This is a genomic window from Paenibacillus sp. FSL P4-0081, assembly GCF_000758565.1.
In the GTDB taxonomy this organism is placed as follows: domain Bacteria; phylum Bacillota; class Bacilli; order Paenibacillales; family Paenibacillaceae; genus Paenibacillus_AQ; species Paenibacillus_AQ phytohabitans.
In genome coordinates, this window is sequence record NZ_CP009280.1 from 8,253,632 (window position 1) to 8,272,808 (window position 19,177).

The 19,177-nt window shown below is 53.2% G+C and carries 20 protein-coding genes; 6 read left to right on the plus strand and 14 right to left on the minus strand.

Features of this window, described 5'->3' with window-relative positions; translation table 11 throughout:
* Positions 1-248 precede the first annotated feature (248 nt).
* From P40081_RS35215 to P40081_RS35240, 6 genes are all read right to left on the minus strand, one after another.
* The gene (locus P40081_RS35215; protein WP_042140480.1) at positions 249-758 is read right to left on the minus strand and encodes an SRPBCC domain-containing protein; all 510 of its coding nucleotides are present in this window, start codon (positions 756-758) and stop codon (positions 249-251) included.
* Between the two features lie 19 nt (positions 759-777).
* The gene (locus P40081_RS35220) at positions 778-1,101 is read right to left on the minus strand and encodes an ArsR/SmtB family transcription factor (RefSeq protein ID WP_042140481.1); all 324 of its coding nucleotides are present in this window, start codon (positions 1,099-1,101) and stop codon (positions 778-780) included.
* Between the two features lie 156 nt (positions 1,102-1,257).
* Positions 1,258-2,640, minus strand: a complete 1,383-nt coding sequence (locus P40081_RS35225; protein WP_052422161.1) for a sensor histidine kinase — start codon at positions 2,638-2,640, stop codon at positions 1,258-1,260.
* A gap of 9 nt (positions 2,641-2,649) precedes the next feature.
* The gene (locus tag P40081_RS35230; protein ID WP_081970357.1) at positions 2,650-3,327 is read right to left on the minus strand and encodes a response regulator transcription factor; all 678 of its coding nucleotides are present in this window, start codon (positions 3,325-3,327) and stop codon (positions 2,650-2,652) included.
* Between the two features lie 24 nt (positions 3,328-3,351).
* Positions 3,352-4,398, minus strand: coding sequence for a DUF4097 family beta strand repeat-containing protein (locus P40081_RS35235; protein WP_042140482.1), 1,047 nt, complete (start codon positions 4,396-4,398; stop codon positions 3,352-3,354).
* Between the two features lie 138 nt (positions 4,399-4,536).
* On the minus strand, positions 4,537-4,995 hold the full coding sequence (locus P40081_RS35240; RefSeq protein ID WP_042140483.1) for an Lrp/AsnC family transcriptional regulator: 459 nt from the start codon (positions 4,993-4,995) through the stop codon (positions 4,537-4,539).
* Between the two features lie 176 nt (positions 4,996-5,171).
* On the opposite strand from P40081_RS35240, the gene P40081_RS35245 reads away from it, so the two are divergent.
* Positions 5,172-6,344, plus strand: coding sequence for a serine hydrolase domain-containing protein (locus tag P40081_RS35245; RefSeq protein WP_179093498.1), 1,173 nt, complete (start codon positions 5,172-5,174; stop codon positions 6,342-6,344).
* Positions 6,341-7,591, plus strand: coding sequence for an MFS transporter (locus tag P40081_RS35250; RefSeq protein WP_042140484.1), 1,251 nt, complete (start codon positions 6,341-6,343; stop codon positions 7,589-7,591). Before P40081_RS35245 ends, P40081_RS35250 begins: the two co-directional genes overlap by 4 nt.
* Before the next feature lie 199 nt (positions 7,592-7,790).
* Here the strand turns inward: P40081_RS35250 and P40081_RS35255 are convergent, their stop codons facing one another.
* Together P40081_RS35255 and P40081_RS35260 are read right to left on the minus strand one after the other, a co-directional pair.
* Positions 7,791-8,636 (minus strand): anti-sigma factor, encoded by an 846-nt coding sequence (locus tag P40081_RS35255; RefSeq protein ID WP_042140485.1) that lies wholly within the window; start codon positions 8,634-8,636, stop codon positions 7,791-7,793.
* Complete coding sequence (locus P40081_RS35260) at positions 8,629-9,210, minus strand: RNA polymerase sigma factor (RefSeq protein WP_042140486.1); 582 nt, start codon at positions 9,208-9,210, stop codon at positions 8,629-8,631. The genes P40081_RS35255 and P40081_RS35260 overlap by 8 nt, the downstream gene beginning before the upstream one ends.
* Before the next feature lie 192 nt (positions 9,211-9,402).
* On the opposite strand from P40081_RS35260, the gene infC reads away from it, so the two are divergent.
* Positions 9,403-9,915: a translation initiation factor IF-3 gene (gene infC, locus P40081_RS35265; protein ID WP_042141812.1), complete on the plus strand. Its 513-nt coding sequence runs from the start codon at positions 9,403-9,405 to the stop codon at positions 9,913-9,915.
* Positions 9,916-10,335: 420 nt separating this feature from the next.
* Here the strand turns inward: infC and P40081_RS35270 are convergent, their stop codons facing one another.
* The 5 genes from P40081_RS35270 to P40081_RS35290 all read right to left on the minus strand — a co-directional run bounded on the left by P40081_RS35270 (position 10,336) and on the right by P40081_RS35290 (position 15,606).
* Positions 10,336-10,911: a GNAT family N-acetyltransferase gene (locus P40081_RS35270; RefSeq protein ID WP_042140487.1), complete on the minus strand. Its 576-nt coding sequence runs from the start codon at positions 10,909-10,911 to the stop codon at positions 10,336-10,338.
* Positions 10,912-10,990: 79 nt separating this feature from the next.
* The gene (locus P40081_RS35275) at positions 10,991-12,697 is read right to left on the minus strand and encodes an ABC transporter ATP-binding protein (RefSeq protein WP_042140488.1); all 1,707 of its coding nucleotides are present in this window, start codon (positions 12,695-12,697) and stop codon (positions 10,991-10,993) included.
* Positions 12,698-12,986: 289 nt separating this feature from the next.
* Positions 12,987-13,799 (minus strand): sugar phosphate isomerase/epimerase family protein, encoded by an 813-nt coding sequence (locus P40081_RS35280; protein ID WP_042140489.1) that lies wholly within the window; start codon positions 13,797-13,799, stop codon positions 12,987-12,989.
* A 20-nt stretch (positions 13,800-13,819) separates the two neighbouring features.
* Positions 13,820-14,278 carry a tetratricopeptide repeat protein gene (locus P40081_RS35285; protein ID WP_052422162.1) on the minus strand — a complete coding sequence of 153 codons (459 nt, stop codon included), beginning with the start codon at positions 14,276-14,278 and terminating at the stop codon, positions 13,820-13,822.
* A gap of 89 nt (positions 14,279-14,367) precedes the next feature.
* The gene (locus P40081_RS35290; protein WP_042140490.1) at positions 14,368-15,606 is read right to left on the minus strand and encodes an ATP-binding protein; all 1,239 of its coding nucleotides are present in this window, start codon (positions 15,604-15,606) and stop codon (positions 14,368-14,370) included.
* Positions 15,607-15,822: 216 nt separating this feature from the next.
* On the opposite strand from P40081_RS35290, the gene P40081_RS35295 reads away from it, so the two are divergent.
* The 3 genes from P40081_RS35295 to P40081_RS35305 all read left to right on the plus strand — a co-directional run bounded on the left by P40081_RS35295 (position 15,823) and on the right by P40081_RS35305 (position 18,787).
* A complete protein-coding gene (locus P40081_RS35295; protein ID WP_039296152.1) occupies positions 15,823-16,620 on the plus strand; it encodes an AIM24 family protein in 798 nt (265 codons plus the stop codon).
* Between the two features lie 64 nt (positions 16,621-16,684).
* Positions 16,685-18,184: a GNAT family N-acetyltransferase gene (locus P40081_RS37125; protein WP_063779815.1), complete on the plus strand. Its 1,500-nt coding sequence runs from the start codon at positions 16,685-16,687 to the stop codon at positions 18,182-18,184.
* Positions 18,185-18,208: 24 nt separating this feature from the next.
* A complete protein-coding gene (locus tag P40081_RS35305; RefSeq protein WP_042140491.1) occupies positions 18,209-18,787 on the plus strand; it encodes a class I SAM-dependent methyltransferase in 579 nt (192 codons plus the stop codon).
* Positions 18,788-18,862: 75 nt separating this feature from the next.
* On the opposite strand, the gene P40081_RS35310 is transcribed toward P40081_RS35305, so the two are convergent.
* Positions 18,863-19,147 (minus strand): alpha/beta-type small acid-soluble spore protein, encoded by a 285-nt coding sequence (locus P40081_RS35310; protein ID WP_039296148.1) that lies wholly within the window; start codon positions 19,145-19,147, stop codon positions 18,863-18,865.
* Positions 19,148-19,177: the final 30 nt, after the last annotated feature.

Sequence of the window (19,177 nt, forward strand, 5' to 3'; positions counted from 1 at the left end):
TTCGGCCTCCCCATTGTGACACTGCAAATAAGCCCGTACCCGATCGCTGCCGGACTGCTTGCAGTCAGTTAAATCGCTATTACCCATTCACCCTGAATGGACAGGTCTAAACATAGGTTTGGGATATACCCCCAATATATAAATCTGTATTTTCAAAAAAGAGACCATCCCCCGCCGACATCCGGCAAGGAAACAGCCTCTTCGTATTATCGCTCTTACTACATTTATCTGCTCCGCTGCCCGTCCGGTTACTGAATCGCTTGCAGATGCTCCTCGAGGCGGTCCCAGGTTTCGGTAATCCCCTGCTCCATCCCCATATCCATCACCGTCTTGAGCGCTTCCGCGGAATCGTATTTCGACCGGCTCACCAGCTTCGTCTTCCCATCGTATTCTTCAAAGAACATGCTGACCAGCGTGGAAGGCATGCCTTCGGTTTCGTTGCCTTCGGCATCCGAGAAGTAATCGGTATAGACAAAACTTTCGCCGTCGGTGATCTCATGGTAGACCCCTTTGCCCCAGGATTCCATGCCGAAGAAGTCACCCTGCTTCTCATCCACACATTTCATACAGTAGTGCCAGACGCCGCCCGGACGAAAATCAACGCTGCAGAAGGGAACGATCCAGCCGCGCGGGCCCCACCACTGCTTCAGATGCTCAGCCTCGGAGAATACTTTGAATACAAGCTCACGCGGTGCATCGAATACACGTTCAAGAACCAGTTCAAGACCTTCTACTCTCGAAATCATTTTGCTGGACATTGCTAATCCCTCCTGATAATCATGAATTGTCTTTGGATTGCAGCTTCCGGAGATACTCATCCAGATTGTCGAAGCGTTCACTCCACAGCTTACGGTAGGCCTCCAGCCAAGCATCCATAGCCTCCAGCGGCTCTGTACGCAGCCTGTAATTCCGGCGGTTCGCTGCCGCCTCTACCTCAACCAGCCCGGCTTCCAGCAGTACGCGCAAATGCTTCGAAGCCTGAGGCTGCCGCAGCTCCAGCCGCTCAGCGATATCGCCTACGCTCAGCGGCCCCTCCTTCAGAATCTCTACCATCCGCAGGCGGGTCGGTTCGGCAAGTGCGCTAAATGTCGTTGTGTCCATTTCAGATGTTCCTTTAGTAAAGCTTGTATTATTTATTGGTGGTGTACAATTACAATATACCCGAACAGGAATATTCCCGTAAAGGAATATTATAATTTATTCTGCTAAACCAGGTTATTGATTCGTTGAATAGACCTTACTCATACCGCCACCCGCTTACACTCCTGCAAACGTCAGCGTTACGGTTGTACCTTGTCCCGGCGTGCTGTCGATGGCGATGGAGCCGCCATACCGCTCCATGATTGCTTTGGCAATGGCCAGACCCAGGCCCGAGCCGCCCTGCGAGCGGTTGCGTGAAGCCTCCGTACGGTAGAAGCGCTCGAAGATATGCGGCAGCTGCTCAGCGGATATTCCGATGCCTGTATCGGCTATGGTCAGGATCACCTTCCCGTCGTCTGAACGGGAATGCCCGATCATTACCGCCCCGCCTTCAGGCGTATATTTCAGCGCATTCTCCACGATGTTCCGGAGCACCTGATAGCAGGCGCTGCCAGGCATCCGTATGGGTAACGCCCGTTCACCGGGGCCGCCGTCATAATCAAGCCGCACCCCCGGATTGACATGAACAGTCTGAGGCAGCAGTTCGTTCAGCACAGACTTCAGATCGCAGGTTTCTTCTCCGTCCTCCGGGGCCAGGGCCTCCGCCTCTGCTTCCGCAAGCAGAAGTAGCTGGGAGATCAACTGCTTCATCCTCCGCGTCTCATCCATCATGAACGCCAGCGACTCATCCAGCACCTCCGGCGATTGCTTGCCCCAGCGCTGGATCATATGCGTATGGCCTTCAATAATGGCCAGCGGTGTCTTAAGCTCATGGGAAGCATCGGCAATGAAGCGGCGCTGCTGGTCGAAGGAAACCTCCAGCTTATGCAGGAACCCGTTGAAGGTCTCGCCCAACTGCTGGAGCTCATCCTGGGCAGCAGGGACATGCAGCCGCCGGGACAGACTGTTCGTCCCGATGCTGCGCACTTCGCCAATCATGCTGCGAATCGGCTTCAGCGCTGAACGGGAGACGATGCCCCCTGCAAGCACAGCCATTCCGGCAGCCAGCAGCAGCCCCAGCAGCAGCAGTCTGCCCACCTCCTTCTCGGCGGTGGCGCTGCGTGATTGCCCGCTGTCCGTAAGCTGCAGCCGGACAAGGCCATATACGGGCAAGGACAGCTCCTTCTCTGCGCTGTAGACATCAGAGCCGGGCGCCGGTTCGCCTTCGCCCGCTTCTGCGAGCACACGCCCGCGTGCATCCAGCATTTGCAGAACCTGGCCTTTATCCAGCTCAGGGGCAAAGACAGAGAAATCCGGCTTCAGAAAAGCCGCTGCACCGCTACCCTTGCCCAATCCGGGCTGAAGCAGGGACGGCAGAAATTCCACCTCACCGACCCGCAGCTCAAACTGTCTAAGCTTGGCATCCAGCAGCCGGGTCTCCTGGCTGTCTGTCCAATGTTTGAAGGTAATATAGACAAATCCGCTGACCACCGCCGCAACGGCCAGTGCAGTGAGCGCAATCGAAGCGCTGACTTTACGGGAGAACGTCCATGGCTTCATTCGCTCACCTCAGTCTCTCAGAATATAGCCGCTGCCCCGGACCGTATGAATCAGCTTCTCGCTGAAGCCTTCATCCACCTTCATACGCACATACCGGATATAGACATCCACCACATTCGTCTCGCCTTCATACGAGTAGCCCCAGACCAGGTTCAGCAGTGCCTCACGGTTCATCAGCCGGTTCTTATGGACCAGCAGGCAGTGCAGCAGCTCGAATTCGCGCTGTGAGCATTCAATCTCGCGCCCGGCTCGGCTGACCCGGTGCGAAGCCCTGTCCAGTATCAGATCCTTGGCATGCAGGACTTCATCCCCGGCTTCTGCGGCGTGCAGCCTGCGCTGCAGGGAACGCATGCGGGCCAGCAGCTCTTCGATGGCGAAGGGCTTCGGCACATAATCATCCGCCCCGGTGTCCAGTCCCCGTACCCGGTCACTGACCGTATCCCTGGCAGTCAGCATAATGATTGGAGTCTGCTTCACCGCGCGTACCCTCTTGCATACTTCTATTCCGCTGATGCCCGGCAGATTCAAATCGAGCAGAATGATGTCAAAATGCTCTCCCAGCGCTTGCCCGGCACCCGTAAGACCATCGCACGCAACCGTAATGTCATAACCTTCATAGGACAGCTCCAGCTCCAGCAGGCGGATCATGGCAGGCTCATCCTCAATAACCAATACGCGTTCCTTCAACCTCTCGTCCACCTCTTCGCAAGATCAGTTCTGCATTAGCGACAACCCGGCCATAGATTTGGCGCGGATCTGATACGTACCTGCGCCCAGCTTCCCGCTGGCCCGGTGATTCTTCACTGTCAGCGGGAAGTCCGTTTCAATCTCTTCAAAAGCGGATTCCGCATCGACCACGACTCCCGCATTCCCCGGCCAGGCCAGCTCTGCGTCCCCTACCGCTGTAGTTACCTGCCAGTCTCCGCCAACCTTCCGGCTCTTCATATGAATGTTCCCGGCTACGGTAACCGCTTCTACAGCAGCCAATGCGTCCTTCACCGACAAATTGCCGTTTGTGGCCTTCAGGGTCAAGGCTCCGGCAATTTGCTCCGCCTTCACGTTGCCGTTGGTAACTGTGACTTCTACGCGGTCCTTCGCTTCAGAGACCTGCACATTGCCATTCACCGTATGTAATTTGAGCGCATTGCCTATGCCTGAAGCAGATATATTTCCGTTCACAGCCGCTAACTCAATTCTACCTGTACTAGAAACTTTTGACAAAGAAAGATTGCCGTTCTCCGTCTCTGCCTGAAGCTCGGCCTTCATGCCTTGCGGCAGTGTAACCGTCAGATCAAGGCTTGGATATCGCCAATTGCCATAAGACTCGCTGTAGGTTCTAATCTCCAGATCAGCCCCTTTGCTTACCTTCATCCCCGCCTTGTCCGCTACGGCCTTCGCCTCTTCCGCGGTTGCCTGATGGACGGTCACTGTCATATGGACCTCCATTTCCTTGACATCGCCCTGCTTAATTTCGATGGTTCCGTTCGTGTTGGCAATAGAGACACTTTGCGTGCCGGCCGGCAGGCTGACGCGGGTAATGCCTTTGTCAAAAGAGTACCCCGTCCCCGTCTTCTTCCCCGCTGTCTGCAGAGAGACTGCAGCCGCCGGAGCTGACACCGAGGCCTGTGCTGGCGCGGATTCAAAGTCCGCCTCGGACAGCGGCCGCGCACCGGCGCTCCCTCCATCCGCTATGCCCATGTACATTAATACCGCCGCCAGCGAGGCGCTTGTGATTAGCCGTTTCCACGTCATTCTCATATTCTCTCTCCTCCAGTTCATGTGATTACCCTTAGGGTAAACCATCCTTGATGAGAAAGACTTTGCAGGGAGATTAGAGTTTGATGAGAATATCTGGGGACTCCGCCCCAAGTTCTAAAGAGCCCTATTGTTTATTTTCTATTTAAGCAGGTTTACACTTGCTTCCTCCAGCGAAGGAATGAGATTTTTAGGCTCAATAGGGGAGGACATGACGATTAGAATCGTATAATTCCCGTATTTATCACACTGATTTCCAAACTCCTCAAGACCCTGAGTGGAGTCTGACATGACTTTTAACAGATAATTGTGTTCTCCGCTGATGCGATAGCATTCAACGACATCGGGATGGATACGGCAGAAGTCCAGAAAGGCATGACACTCTCTGGAGTGGAAAAGGATATAGGCAGCTGCCTGTTTCCCGATTTTCTCCGGAGAAATGATCGTCCGGTACTCCTTGATCACCCCACTTTCCTCCATCCGCTTCACTCTTTCCGTTACTGCGGGCTGAGACAAGCCCACGCTTTTCCCCAGCTCTGTCATGGAAATTCTCGCCTGACTTTGAAGATGAAACAGAATTTGCTTATCAATAGAGTCCATTTTTGACCACTCCTTTAATTTTAAGATTATCGGTATAAAATGCCTTTATTTTAAATGTTATATGTGGGTTTTACCTTTATCGGCTCATGTATTCAAGTTAATTTATTTTATATACTTTACTTACAATAGTAAAGCGAAGACAGTTGCTGCTTTAACTATGCGAAAGGATGTTGAGTATGCCCTATTCGAACACAATCAACCCTAACCGTATTCCGGAGCGGATCGACAAGGTCATTGATGAGACACTAACCGACAAACGCCTGGCAGGTGTTGTCATAAAGGTAGCGTTAGATGGACAACTCATCTATAGCCGTGCTGCTGGTTATGCTAGCCGTGAGCTAAACCACCCTATGCGGGAGGACGCGTTGTTCCGGCTTGCCTCGGTTTCCAAACCGATTACCTCTACGGCAGCCCTGATTCTGGTGGCGCAAGATCGCCTGAAGCTGGATGACCGTGTAGACCGGTGGCTGCCGGACTTTAAGCCACGGCTGGAGAATGGAGAGACTGCAGCAATGACTGTCCGTCACTTAATGACGCACACTGCTGGTCTGACCTACCGCTTCTTTCAGGAAGAGGGCGGTTCCTATGAGCAGGCAGGTGTATCTGATGGCATGGATCAGTCTGGTATCACGCTTGAAGAGAACCTGAAGCGCCTCGCGTCTGTCCCACTTCTCTATAAACCAGGCACCCAGTGGAGGTATTCTATTGCCACAGATGTGCTGGGGGCAGTAATTGCTAACGTTAGCGGGAACACACTCAGTGAAACGATCCGCTCACTTATTACTCAACCCCTCGATATGACGGATACCAGTTTCATAGCCGTGGACCCGAAGCGCCTGACCACAGCTTATGCCGATGACATTCCGGGACTGCGGCCTATGAAGAATCCCGATAGGCTGGCCTTTGTAGAAGGAACTGCGGGCTTCCGGCTCGCCCCGGGCAGGGCGTTAGACAGTACTGCCTACGCTTCCGGGGGAGCCGGTATGGTAGGCAGCGCCGGAGATTTTCTGCAGCTGCTGGAAACGTTGCGGAAAGGAGGAGCGCCCCTGCTGCCGGAATCCCTGGTCCGCGAAATGACCACCAACCAGATTGGTGACCTGCCCATGCCCTTCTGGCCGGGACGGGGTTTCGGCCTGGGGATCACAGTCCTTAAAGATCCTGCTGCCGCAGACACAGCGGAGTCCCTTGGTACATGGCGCATGGGCGGCACCTATGGCCATTCGTGGTTCGTCGATACCAGGCAGCGTCTAAGCGTGGTAGCCTTCACCAATACCGCACTAGAGGGCATGTCGGGTCCGTTCACGGTTGATCTTTGCAATGCTATCTATGGCAGATTGGACCCGTCATGAACAACATAAAAGAGAACGCCGGGAGGAGCAGCACAATTGCTTCCCCGCAGCAAAGCTCCAGTGCCCCTGCTTCCGTACGCCTTCCCTGGACCGGATTACTTGCTCTGGCAATGACCGGGTTTATCTGTATTCTGACTGAAACGATTCCCGCCGGACTCCTGCTTCAGATCAGTAAGGGGCTTGGAGTAACAGAGGCCATGGCGGGTCAGCTTGTTACCCTCTATGCCCTGGGTTCTTTACTCGCCGCCATTCCATTGACCACGGTAACACGCGGCTGGAGGCGGAGACCCTTGCTACTCATTTGCATCCTTGGTTTTCTCATATTCAATACCGTTACTGCCTTATCTTCGAGCTATCCCCTGACGCTTGCGGCCCGTTTCTTCGCGGGTGTGTCCGCTGGTGTCCTGTGGGGAATGATCGCAGGCTATGCACGGCGCATGGTACCGGAGCAGCTTAAGGGACGGGCTATGGCTATTGCAATGGCGGGAACGCCGCTTGCTCTGGCTCTCGGTGTCCCTGCCGGAACGTTTTTGGGTGATCTTGCAGGCTGGCGTAATATCTTTGGAGTCTTGTCGCTGTTCGCTCTGCTGCTGACCAGTTGGATACTCTGGAAGCTGCCGGACTATCCGGGAGAAGCTGCAGATAAGCGGCTCCCTCTAAATAAGGTCTTCACAAGCCCCGGAGTGCGGCCGATCCTGTTTGTCGTGCTGGCCTGGGTACTGGCCCACAATATCCTGTATACCTATATAGCACCGTACCTTACTCAGGCCGGGCTAACCGGACGCGTGGACCTGGTGCTTCTTATTTTCGGTATTACAGCACTTCTTGGCATCTGGTTAACAGGTATCTGGATAGATCGTCACCTGAGGCTGCTGGTTCTGATTAGCCTCACTGCATTTGCATTGGCATCTGTTCTGCTCAGCATAGGCAGCGGCAAGCCTGTTGTAATCTATCTAGTAGCTGCTGTATGGGGCTTAACGTTCGGGGGAGCAGCCACGCTGCTGCAAACAGCAATGGCTGCAGCAGGTGGAGAGAGTGCAGATGTAGCGCAATCCATGCTTGTAACCGCATGGAATCTGGCCATTGGCGGAGGCGGTATAATCGGTGGAATTCTTCTTGAAACAACGGGTGTCATGTCATTCCCATGGGCGTTGTTTGTCTTGCTGGCCCTCTCTGTATGGATAGTCCGGCGCAGCAGAACGCATGGATTCCCTCCAGGAACCATGGACATCCATCGCGATAAATAACTTCACGACCTCGTTATTCCTCATTTGCAGGTGCTGTATAATCTTTCTGTCCACAAGTGGAAACGAGAAAATAGAAGGATAAGTTATCATGTGAAACCTATAAATTCTTATATTTGTGCAAAAACAGCCGGGAACCCTCCCGGCTGTTCTTCAATATACATTAGGTTCCCGCCAATATCGGCATTGCGGAATTCAGCTGCTACCCCTGCTTAATCGGCGCTGCCAGAATGATCTGTCCCCGCGGGGCGTCTCCCCCGTCATCCGGCTCCAGCGTAATTGCCACGGTATCGTAGGCCTTCGGATCAAACGAATAATAGAGTGCCCCGTTTCCGTCCTGTGAGATGAAGGTGCCCGCATTCTGCGGCGTATCCCCTTTGATCAGCCATACCTGATAGACCTCTGTGCCTGTAAGCTCCGGCAGATCCTCCGCCTGGATTACGAGGTGGGTCCCGGATGTATCAGTGACAATGGTCGCTACACCCTTGGCCGAAACAGCCTCTCCCGCCGGGCTAAGCGCCACCGTCTCATTCACCTTAAGCCCCTGCAAGGGCCCGGTGCCGGAGGCAATCTGCCGCTGCAGCTGGTCTACATCGCCGCGCAGCTGGCCGGTATAGACAATCAGCAGCAGCACGGCCACAGCCAGTCCGAGGCTTAAGTACCCCCAGAAGCGGGTCTTTCTAGGCTCCGGGATTCTCGCCTTGGGCAGGCCCTGTTCTATAGGTGCCACCTTAACGGACTCACGCTCAATGGTGCGTTCTGCCGCAGGCTGAATATTAGGGCTGGCTTTCGGCGGAGCAGCCGGTGTACTCAACTTTTCCGACTCTAATACCCGTGATAATATCCGATCCTTCATTCCGGAAGGCGGCTCTGCGGGCTCGGAAGCAAGGGGAAGATGGTCCAGTACCTGCCGGTATTCACTTACCAGCTCCTTGCATTCACTGCAGGCTTCTGCATGGGCAGCGAACTGCGCTGTCTCTTCTGGCGTCAGTGCGCCCAGAACATATAATTCGGCCAGTTCACAGAGATCATCCTTATGTTCACTCATGCGCATGATCCCTCCTTCCCCAGTGCCGTAATGATTTGTGCAGCTGCTTCATTGCCAATCGGACCCTTCCTTTGACCGTCCCCAGCGGAATTGCCGCAAGGTTCGCTACTTCCTGCTGGGTATAGCCCTGATAATAAATCATATCCATCACCTGCTGCTGATCCCGGCTGAGCCCCAGCAGCGCGTCCCTGATCTGTTCCCCGGCCATCTGCAGCTCAACGAGATCCTCGGTCAGCTTTGTATGGTCCTGAATCATATCCAGATTCCCGGAGTCTGCAGATTGCTGCGGCAGCCGGGAGCTGCGTTTGCGGAGATCATCAATCGCCAGATTGCGGGTAACTGCGAACATCCAGGTAAGCAGCTTGCCCCTGCCGAAATCAATCTGCTCCGCATTCTTCCATACCCGCAGGAACAGTTCCTGCATTACTTCTTCAGCGGCCATCGAATCCTTCACGATCTGGTAAGCGAAACTATAGATTACCCGTTCATATCGGTCATAGAGCAGTTCGAGGGCATTCGAGTCTTTCTGTGCAATAAGCAGAATTAACTGCTTATCGTCAGCTGTGTCATTCAATTGCCATCCCCCATTCAACAAAAATTTAGTACCCCGGCACTCCAGCGCTGAACTTCCTGCGTTTCACTGAGTATAACCGCTTTGCACAAGCGGCTCAACTTTGAATCAAAGATCATGCCCTCCGGAATTGAAGCCAGGCCGGCTTCCATATATGATAGCTATATCATATCCGCAAAGGGAGGATTCATTTCCGTGGACGTACTTATTAATGAACAGATTAGAGCAGCTGAGGTCGAGCTTACCGGGCTGAAGGGCCAGAAGCTCGGCACCGTATCCAGAGACGAGGCGCTGGCTATGGCCAGATCCGCAGGAGCCGATCTGGTCTGCACCTCGCTGATGAGCAGTCCGCCGCCCTGCAGCCTGGTCGCCAAGGGCAAAGGCAAAGCCGCTGCGCAAGCGGCCCGCAAGGGCGATACCAGCCGTCCGCAAGGCGGCGGAGGCAGCCATGAGAAGGTGAAGGAGCTGCGCTTCACCGCCCATATTGAAGAGCATGACTACGACACGAAGCTGCGTCAGGCGGACAAGCATCTGCGCTCCGGCAAGCCGGTGCAGCTGGTTGTGAAGTCTTCCGGTGCGAAGGAAGCGGCTGCCGCGAAGACAGTCCTGGAGCGTCTGCTTGCAGATCTGAAAGAGGCCGGAAGCAAAACCACCGGAATTCAGACCAGCGGCAAAGGTGCACAGGTACGGGTAAATCCGCGTACGTAATATTGCTGTGAGAGCAACAAGTGGAAAAAGGTATCTTAATTCACCTATTTCTGAGGGATGGACCGAAGCAAGTGGAAAAACAACATCTAATATTGTTAGGTTTAGCTACTGTGAGTGAAAAGGGAGGATTTAAGTGCTGTTTTTCCAACTATTATTGGAGCAGGGTTCTATCGTTCATCAGCAAGTGGACAATATCCATAACTGCTTCCGGCCCTCATAGCATCCGAGCTTGTCCGTTCGTTCTCTCTAGTTCGGAGCATATACATTCTTATCTATGAAGTGGAAACGGCTTTGCCGTCCTATTACAGGAAGGCAAAGCCGTTATTCTTGAACCCCATCTTCTTCCACTCATCTTGCCCCGCCTGGCCGCTCATCTTCTACTCGTCTTTCATACATCTCCCGCTCATCCTAGGGTTATCTTCAACTGCCAAGCCGCCCAGCAAACCGCAACCTTTCCAGCACATGCAGCAGCTCACCGTTGCAGTCCTCATAATCGCCGGTTAGTCCGGCCAGCTCACGTTTAAACCGGAAGCCCAGCTTCTGGAATACTCCGAGCGACGCTGTGTTCCGCGGATCTGCCTTGGCATATAACCGGTCCAGCCCGATTACATTGAAGGCATAAGCCGTGAGCGCCCGGGCGGCCTCGGTGGCATACCCCCGGCCCCAATGCTCACGCCCGATCAGATAATACAGCTCGGTATCCGGTGCGCTGAAATCCAGTACGCCGAGGCCGCACCAGCCGATCAGCTGTCCGGTTGCCTTGCTGCACACCGCGAACGAATATTTGAACGGCAGCTCAAACGGCGTATGATAGCTGAACATCAGCCAGCGGAACATTCCTTCATATTCATGCCGCTGCATGACCTCCATATGCATGAAGGTTAGCACCTCCGGATTCTGCATCAGCGCGAAGGAGGCGCCAAGATCACTTTCAATATAAGGACGGATGATCAGACGCTCTGTTTCGAGCCTCATCGCAGCTAACGTTATATTCATTTAGGTGGCCCCGCTTTCAAGTCCTGTCTGTAACCCAGCATAGTACAAGCGAAAGAAGGTCCACAAGGTAAAAGATGATTTAATCCGTTTGCCCCCTGCCGTTATTCCACAGCGTTCTGAAGGCATCACAGCTGCGGATCAGGGAATCGAAATCCCCCTCCCCTACCAGCCTTCCCTGCTCCATCACCAGAATCTGATCTACTCCGCTGATGAAATTCAGCCGGTGCGCAATAATAATAACCGTCTTGTTCCTGAACTCTGCAAACACCGTTTCCATCAGGCTTTTCTCCGTAATATTATCCAGCGCCGAGACCGGTTCATCGAGGATGATCAGATTCCGCTTCTGCAGGAGCGCCCGGGCAAAAGCCAGCCGCTGCCGCTCACCCCCCGACAACTTCAGGCCCCGCTCACCCACCATCGTCTCCAGCCTCTCCGGCAGCTCCAGCACCTTCTCCTTCAGATGGACCTTATCCAGAACCGCATACAGCTCCTCATCCGGCACATCCTGGTCAAACACCATATTGCCCCTGATCGTAGTATCGAATACCGGACTGTCCTGCGACAGATAAGAGATATGATCATAGTAGCTGTTCAGGCTCAGCTCATCGATATCCGTGCCGTCCACCAGCAGCTTGCCGCCGCTTTTCTTCAGCAGGCCCGTAATCAGCTTAATGACCGTCGACTTTCCGCTTCCGCTTAAGCCAACCAGTGCAACCGAGGTTCCGTGCGTGATGGAGAAGGACAACCGGTCCAGCACCTGAACCTCCCCGTAGCCGAAGGACACGTCCCTGAATTCAAGATCGCCCTGCAGCCCGGCCACCGCCTTCCCCTTCTCCAGGTTGGCGTCCTCCGGAGCGTTCAGAAATTCACCGAACCGCTGATAGGTCACCCTGTTCAGCTTGTAGCCGACGAATAACACGTTGAAGATGGCAATCGGTGTATATATTTTCTCAATGAACATGAACAAGGCCACTATCACCCCGACCGAGGCCTGCCCGGACACCACATTCTTCACTCCATAGAGCAGGACAATCACTTTAATGACCGTAATGAACAACTCGAATAAGGCAAAAAAAGACTCATGGATCATCTGCAGCTGAGCGCTTTTGCTGATAATCTGCCGTGCGGTCTCGTTCAATCTGCCGATCTCCTGCGCATACTTCTTATTGGTCCGGAACACAACCAGCTCCATGAATCCGCGGATTGAATAGCGGGACATGGACTCCTGCTCCTTAAGCACAGCCGCTTTAATCCGGTAGAGGTATTTCAGCAGCACATTCGTGATCACGAAGATCACCACATACCCGCCCGCAATCACCAGCATGATTCTGAGGTCATAATAGCTGATGAAGAACAAGCTGAAGAGGATGGTAGGCAGCAGCTCGTGCAGTGTCCCCAGAATAAAAGTAAACAGAATGCTGTTCCCGGCCGCCGCGCCGTTCTCAATTACCTTGATCATCTGGCCTGTGCCCATATTCTGATAGGCGGTATAATCCATTCTGGAGATTTTGGACAAGGCCAGGATCTTCAGCCTTTCCGTGATGCTGTTTGACAGATGGGTGCCCGGATATTCATCCGCATAATTCAGAAGTACATTCGCGCCCAGCAGCACCCCGTATATGACAATCCAATGTGTGATTTCGCTGAAGCCCGTTCCATCCACCGCCTGATCGAGAATCTTCTGAAAGACCACTATGCCCAGACTGCTTATGAACTGAATGATGAAACCAAGAAGGATATACAGAGCAATCCACCCTTTGAGGTGGACAAGACATTTCCGCAGCATAATTACAATCTCCAATCTTGAAATGAGTATGAAAAAGCCGGGACCACGCTTCGCCACCCCACGCTAATGAACCACCTGCATATGCGGTGTGGTCTGTACGTTGAATAACTCAGTGTCCCGGCTCTAAAAATGAATGCCTGGCACCGTCCAAGGTTATAGTTATCATGTGATCAAAAAGGCAGACTGCCCCCTTGATGGCTGGTACGCGTTCAACCCAGCCTGATAACTAGTTCCTTGCGACGGTACGGTATGGCATCCATTTCACCCCGATTGTAAGATTGTCTTGTTCCTAATCCAGCATGGAGCGCAGCCAAGCCGCCGATTGCTCCATATAACCCAGCTGGTCTACAGCATCGAAATGCTCGATGGCCAGCGTATCTGCGTATCCCTCTGCCTTCAGCAGCCGGAGCACCTCGGCGATCCGGATGCAGCCTGAGCCTACAGGGGACGGATACAGCGGAATCCCGCTTGCGCTGATTCTGGGCTCCCCGCCGCTGTCTTCCAGCGACCGGTCCTTGCAGTGGACATGGATTATCCGGTCCTTCAGCTTCGTGAACGCTTCCAGTTCATCCTCGCCGCGGTAGATGAAGTTCCCGGTATCGAACGTGATCGCCAGCTTAGGCACCTGCTCCAGGAACCAGAGCAGCTCGTCCGCCGACGAGAACGGCGCCCGGATATCGTCGAAGTCCTCCATCGTTACACGGATGCCCTTACGCTCCGCGTAATCACAAATGGTATTCAGCGCAGCAGCCATGCTCTGAAGAGCCTGGCCCCGCGCCTCCGGGGTGGCCGTCTCTTCCATGAAGCCCGGAATGACAAGTACCTTACCGGCCCCGAGGTAGGCTGCCGTATCAATAAATACATACCCCGGCTCCGGTGCAGGCTGATTGCCGAAGTCAAAAAAAGCATACATCGACGCCACGGAGATCGACGCTGCATCCAGCCTTTTTTTCATCGCCTCTGTACCGGTCAGCGCCTCTTCCAGATCAAGCTCTACCGCCTCAATGCCATAGGCATACACTTTGTCCAGTACATCCGTAAGCGGCAGGCCGCTCTGCTCGCTTGCCTTCACAATATGATTGTAAAATACCGATAGCTTCAAGCTCTCCAGCCCCTCTCAGCCTAGCGCTTAGTATCCTCAGCATCCTTAGAATCCGAGTTACCGTCCGCTTCTTCGGCCGAATCCTCAGCATCCCCAGAATCCTCAGAATCGTCAGGACTCTCCTGCACGCCCGCTTCATTCCGGCTCCATTCCAGGAACTCAATAATGTCCTGATCCTCAGGGTCCAGCTTATGAGCCTTTTCAAAAGCCTTGATCGCCTCATCATACTGGTCCAGATAATAATGCGCGTAACCGACGCGGAAATGCCACAGCGGATCTTTTTTGCCTTTGTCGGCAGTCTTGTTGAACCATTTAAGCGCTTCCTTATAACGTCCCAGATTATTGAGCGCCCGGCCCAGATGAACCGCCAGCTCATCATCGATCAGCGGGGTAGGAACCTCTTTGATGCGGGATACGATTTGTTCGAATTCATCTTCCTCATGCCAAGCATTCAATTGTGCAATTAACTCTTGTCTCATTACAAACAGCCTCCCGGTTAATATATCCATTCCTCTAAGAGTTACTTTATCATTTTCACGGAGAGTTTCCCACTGTTGCCCTGTCCGTCCTAAGCCGGGATGGCGATCTCAAAGGTGGTCCCCTTTCCTTTTTCGCTTCTAACCTCGATAACTCCCTTAACTTTGTTGATCGCACTGTAAGCCATGAGCATTCCCAGACCCGTACCTTCTTCTTTGGTGGAATAGTAGGGTTTGCCCAGACGTGAGATTTCATCCTTCGTCATCCCGATACCGGTGTCGCGGATGCTAATAATAATATTCTGTTTTCTTTCGGAGATATCAATGGTCAGAACGCCGTCATCCATTCCCTTCATCGCTTCGATTCCGTTTTTGTACAGATTAATCAGACATTGCTGCATCAGATTCCGGTCATAATGGGCGCAGAGTGAGTTGTTGAAGCTGAACTCGACCGCTACTTTGTGGATTGTGGCATACGGCATGATGACATTCTTGGTGTACTCACACTCGGCCTGGAGGTTGGAGTAGACCATATTCTCCGACTGCGGCTTGGCAAAAGAGAGATAATCGCTGATGATCTTCTCCGCCCGGTTCAGCTCCAGCAGCGACAGTTCAATATATCCCTTCTCTTCGGGCGTAAGCGTCTTCGATTTGTTCAGCAGCTGAAGGAACCCGCTCGTCACGGTTAACGGATTCCGCATCTCATGGGAGACGCTGGCCGCCAGCTCGCTAACCACATTAAGCCGCTCCGACTGCATAATCCGGTCACGATTCTTAAGATTGGTAATGATCTGCTCCAGCAGAATCATTAAGACCGCCATCACCGCTGCATGAGTGGTCAAAGCATAGAAGGTGAGCATCCAGAACTGCATATCCAGCGACTCCATAACCATGCTCAGCACAATCAGATAACAGCCCATCGTAAGCACGGCAATGACGGTTGCCCAGCTGATCCGTGTCCTTGGCTTCGAACGGATAAATCTTGAACTTAATAACGGCACAACGATCAGAACTGCTGTTGAAAAAAGAAACGAGTGAATCGTTCCCTCTCCGCCTATATAGAAACGGTATACGTTTAGTATCAGATAGAGCGGAAGAACATTTTTGTACCCTCCATACAAAGCTGCGATAAGAAACGGAACATACCGCAGGTCAAAGATAAACCCCGTCTCCAGCCGGATCGGCTTGGCGATACACAGGATCATGGTTATAGCTGTGAGCAGCACAAGAATCTTCCGGTTATAGGCGTGCGGCCTATTCTCAAAGAAGATCAGAAAGATAAGTACCGGAAACAGCATAAACAAGAAATTAAGAAGCAACGTCTCAAACAAGGTTAACTTCCTTTCGGCTCCAATACTGGTATGGTATCTGCATTTGTGTTCTGTGCACTATACTAAGAACATTACGCTAATCTATTATTATAAGTAAAGCTAAACCAGATTACTATTATAATCTTCTATGATTTTCCATTATTTTACCACATGTTATGGACTCTGCTATAATCAATGGACATGCCTAAATAACTGCATCTCAGGGGAGGAAGCATTATGGCTTTTACCATTAATAATCTGAAGGATAACCCTAATGTTGTGATTAAAGAACAGCTTGGCGGATTCTCGGTCATTGAATACAAGGAGGATCTTAGCAGCACCTCCATGCTGGAAGCCCAGGCCAACTTCTTCATGAGCAAGAGCAATATGCGCAACAAGCAGCTGATGATTGAGCTTACGAATAGCGAGGTTATGCTGAGCGCAGGCGCTATGCAGTATATGATCGGCAATATCGAGATGACGTCGGGTGTCAAAGGTGTCGGCGGCCTGATGCGCAATATAATATCCAGTGCAGCAACCGGCACGAGTGCCATCAAACCGCTCTATAAAGGAACTGGGACGATTATGCTCGAAACCACCTACAAATATCTCTGGCTGATTGATGTCGACAACGACCATATCGTGATTGATGACGGCATGTTCCTGGCCTGCGAGACTACGCTGGATATTGCTGTCGCTGCACGCAAGAATGTATCCTCAGCCGTCCTCGGCGGAGAAGGGCTGTTCAACCTGAGCGCACGGGGTAAAGGGATTATCGCCCTTGAGGCTCCTATTCCTTCCGAGGAAGCCGTGGTGGTCGAGCTGCAGAATGACGTGCTGAAGGTAGATGGCAATTTCGCGTTGATGTGGTCGAACTCGCTTGACTTTACCGTAGAGAAATCAGGGAAGACCCGCATGGGCTCTGCCGTTTCCGGCGAAGGCCTGGTCAATGTCTACCGGGGAACCGGTATGGTCTGGCTGGCACCGCTCATGAATTACAAGAACAGCCTGTTTCAGGCTGCACCTACCTCCTGATTCTGACGCCACTTGAGGCAATGCTCCATCCAACCTAAATTCATCTAAAGGACGGGCCATCCGTATGTCTATTCAAGCTGTACTATTTGATTTCGACGGAACACTCGCAGATACGCTGCCGTTATCCTTCCATGCGTTCCAGGCCGTATTTCAGCAATATGATCATAGAGAAGTCACCCGCGATGAACTTGTCGCCATGTTTGGCCCCACCGAGGAGGACATCATTGGCGGCAATTTCGCTGACCCGTCTTCCGTTCCGCAAGCTATAGAGGATTATTATTCGTTATATGAGCAGGGGCATTTCGGAGAATTCCAGAATGATGGGCACATTGTAGAATTACTTCAAGCGTTGAAGTCGCAAGGCATGAAGCTTGGAGTCATTACCGGCAAAAGCAGACGGGCCTATCAGATATCGGCCGGGGCGCTGGATCTGGAGCGCTTCTTCGATATCTCCATCACCGGAGATGATGTCGTTAAGCCTAAGCCTGATCCCGAAGGCATTCTCTCCGCGCTGCGTACACTTGGCATTGATTCATCCAATGCTGTATTCGTAGGGGACAGTAATGCGGATATTCTCGCGGGCAAGGCTGCCGGACTGCCGACCTACGGTGTCCGCTGGCTGTCCACCTTCCAGAGCCAGGCTTACGATGTCCCGCCGGATGGTGTGTTTGACAGTGTTGATGAGTTCCGGAAGCTTCTCAAGTTAAATAACATCATTGCAATGACGTACCATTCCAAGCAGCAAGCGGCGGACATTACTGTACTGGAGCAGCAGTGCAGCCACGCGGACTCGCTCCAATTAAGCTCAGATCTTGAGCATCTCGTCAAAGAGGATGGCGACCATGCCCTGCTCTGCTATCGCGGAAACCAGCTCATAGGTTTGCTGAGCTGGTTTGCTACCGAAGGCGATTATGCGCAGATTAATGCCATGGTCCATCCGGAATACCGCCGTGAGGGCGTATTCCGCAGTCTTGTGCAGCGGGCCAAGGAAGATATTGCGCCTCTCGCCGTACACAGGCTCAGCTACAGGGTTCCGAGCCGCTCACAGGCAGGACTCCGCGCGGCCCAGGCTATCGGTGCTGATTATGACCGCTCTGAATACTCGATGTCATATGCCCATACAGAGTCCGGCAGAGAACAGGCTCCGGCAGATTTGCGTCTGCTGCCTTCCTTGCCGGAGGACCTCGAATTCATGGTCTCCTGCTCGGCCCGGGCCTTCGGAGACTCCGAAGACGCCACCCGGGAGTATTTCCTGCAGACGAATGAACCGGAGCGTATCACCTATATTGCCTGGGCGGGCAACCAGCGGATCGGCCTGATCCGGGTGAATTACGTGAATGAGGCAACAGCGTTTATCCATAATTTCTGCATATTGCCCGCTTGCCAGGGCCAAGGGTATGGCGGGAAGGTGCTCCGGCAGACTGTTGATCTCCTGCTGCAGAAGAACTATTCTTCGATCCGTCTAGGTGTTGTGACCGAGAATGAGCGGGCTTTGACCCTCTACCTCAATGCCGGCTTCAAGATCAATTTCGAGTATAAATATTACAGCGGCAGCCTGGAGTAAGCACAGATTAAGAAGGAGCGATATATGCCCGTTACCGAGAGTATTCCCTGGATTGCCGCATTTCTCATTCTGCTATCCGTAGTCTGGATTGTGCTCGTAAGCTGGAAGAACGGAATATCGCCGATGCCCGCGTCTAGGGCTGCAAGAGCGGCAGTAGCCGGGGAGGTGAACCGTATCCCGGGATATGCCAATGTTCTGGAGGCAGGGTCGGGCTGGGGAACGCTGGGCCTGGAAGTGATCCGCCGCTGCCCCGGCAAACGGCTGACCGGCATAGAGAACTCAAGGCTTCCCCTATGGTTCTCACAGCTGTTTGCGGTAGTATGCACACGATTCCTGCCAGTGAAGGGCGAACGGGAGCGGCTGCGGGGCAAGGTCATTTTTAGGCGGGGCGATATATATAGAAGCTCTTATAGCGATGCCGATATTGTGCTCTGTTATCTGTTCCCCGGTGCCATGGAACGGCTTGCTCCCAAGTTCAGGCAGGAGCTGCCGCCGGGCGCAGCCGTGATCAGTGTCTGTTTCGCTCTGCCGGACAAGCAGCCGGTCCGCATCATCACCTGCCCGGACCGGCTCCGGACGAAGGTGTATGTCTACATTTTCTGAATATCAGCTGCGTAGAAACTGCAAATAGCCCAAAAGCATGCCGCTGCCTTGGGCCAATGGAGGGACCGCGTATTTCTAGGATTTGCCCTTATCCGCTAACTGCTCCTGTGCCAGGCGGACCATCTCCCGGACCATGGAGCCTCCGATTCTGCCGCCAATCTGCCCCGCAGATTCCGTGGTCAAATTGCCGTTATTGCCCGCCTGCAGCGGGATACCGAGCTCCTTAGCCACCTCGTATTTCACATCGTCCGGATGATTCGGATCCACATGGTATCCTTCCTGCTTCATGACCTCTGCTTTGAAGGTCTGCATGCCCTGGGCTGACCCGGGCACCGCATATTTCCTGTTTCTTCTCGCCATTTCGGATACACTCCTCTGCTGTCTTTTATC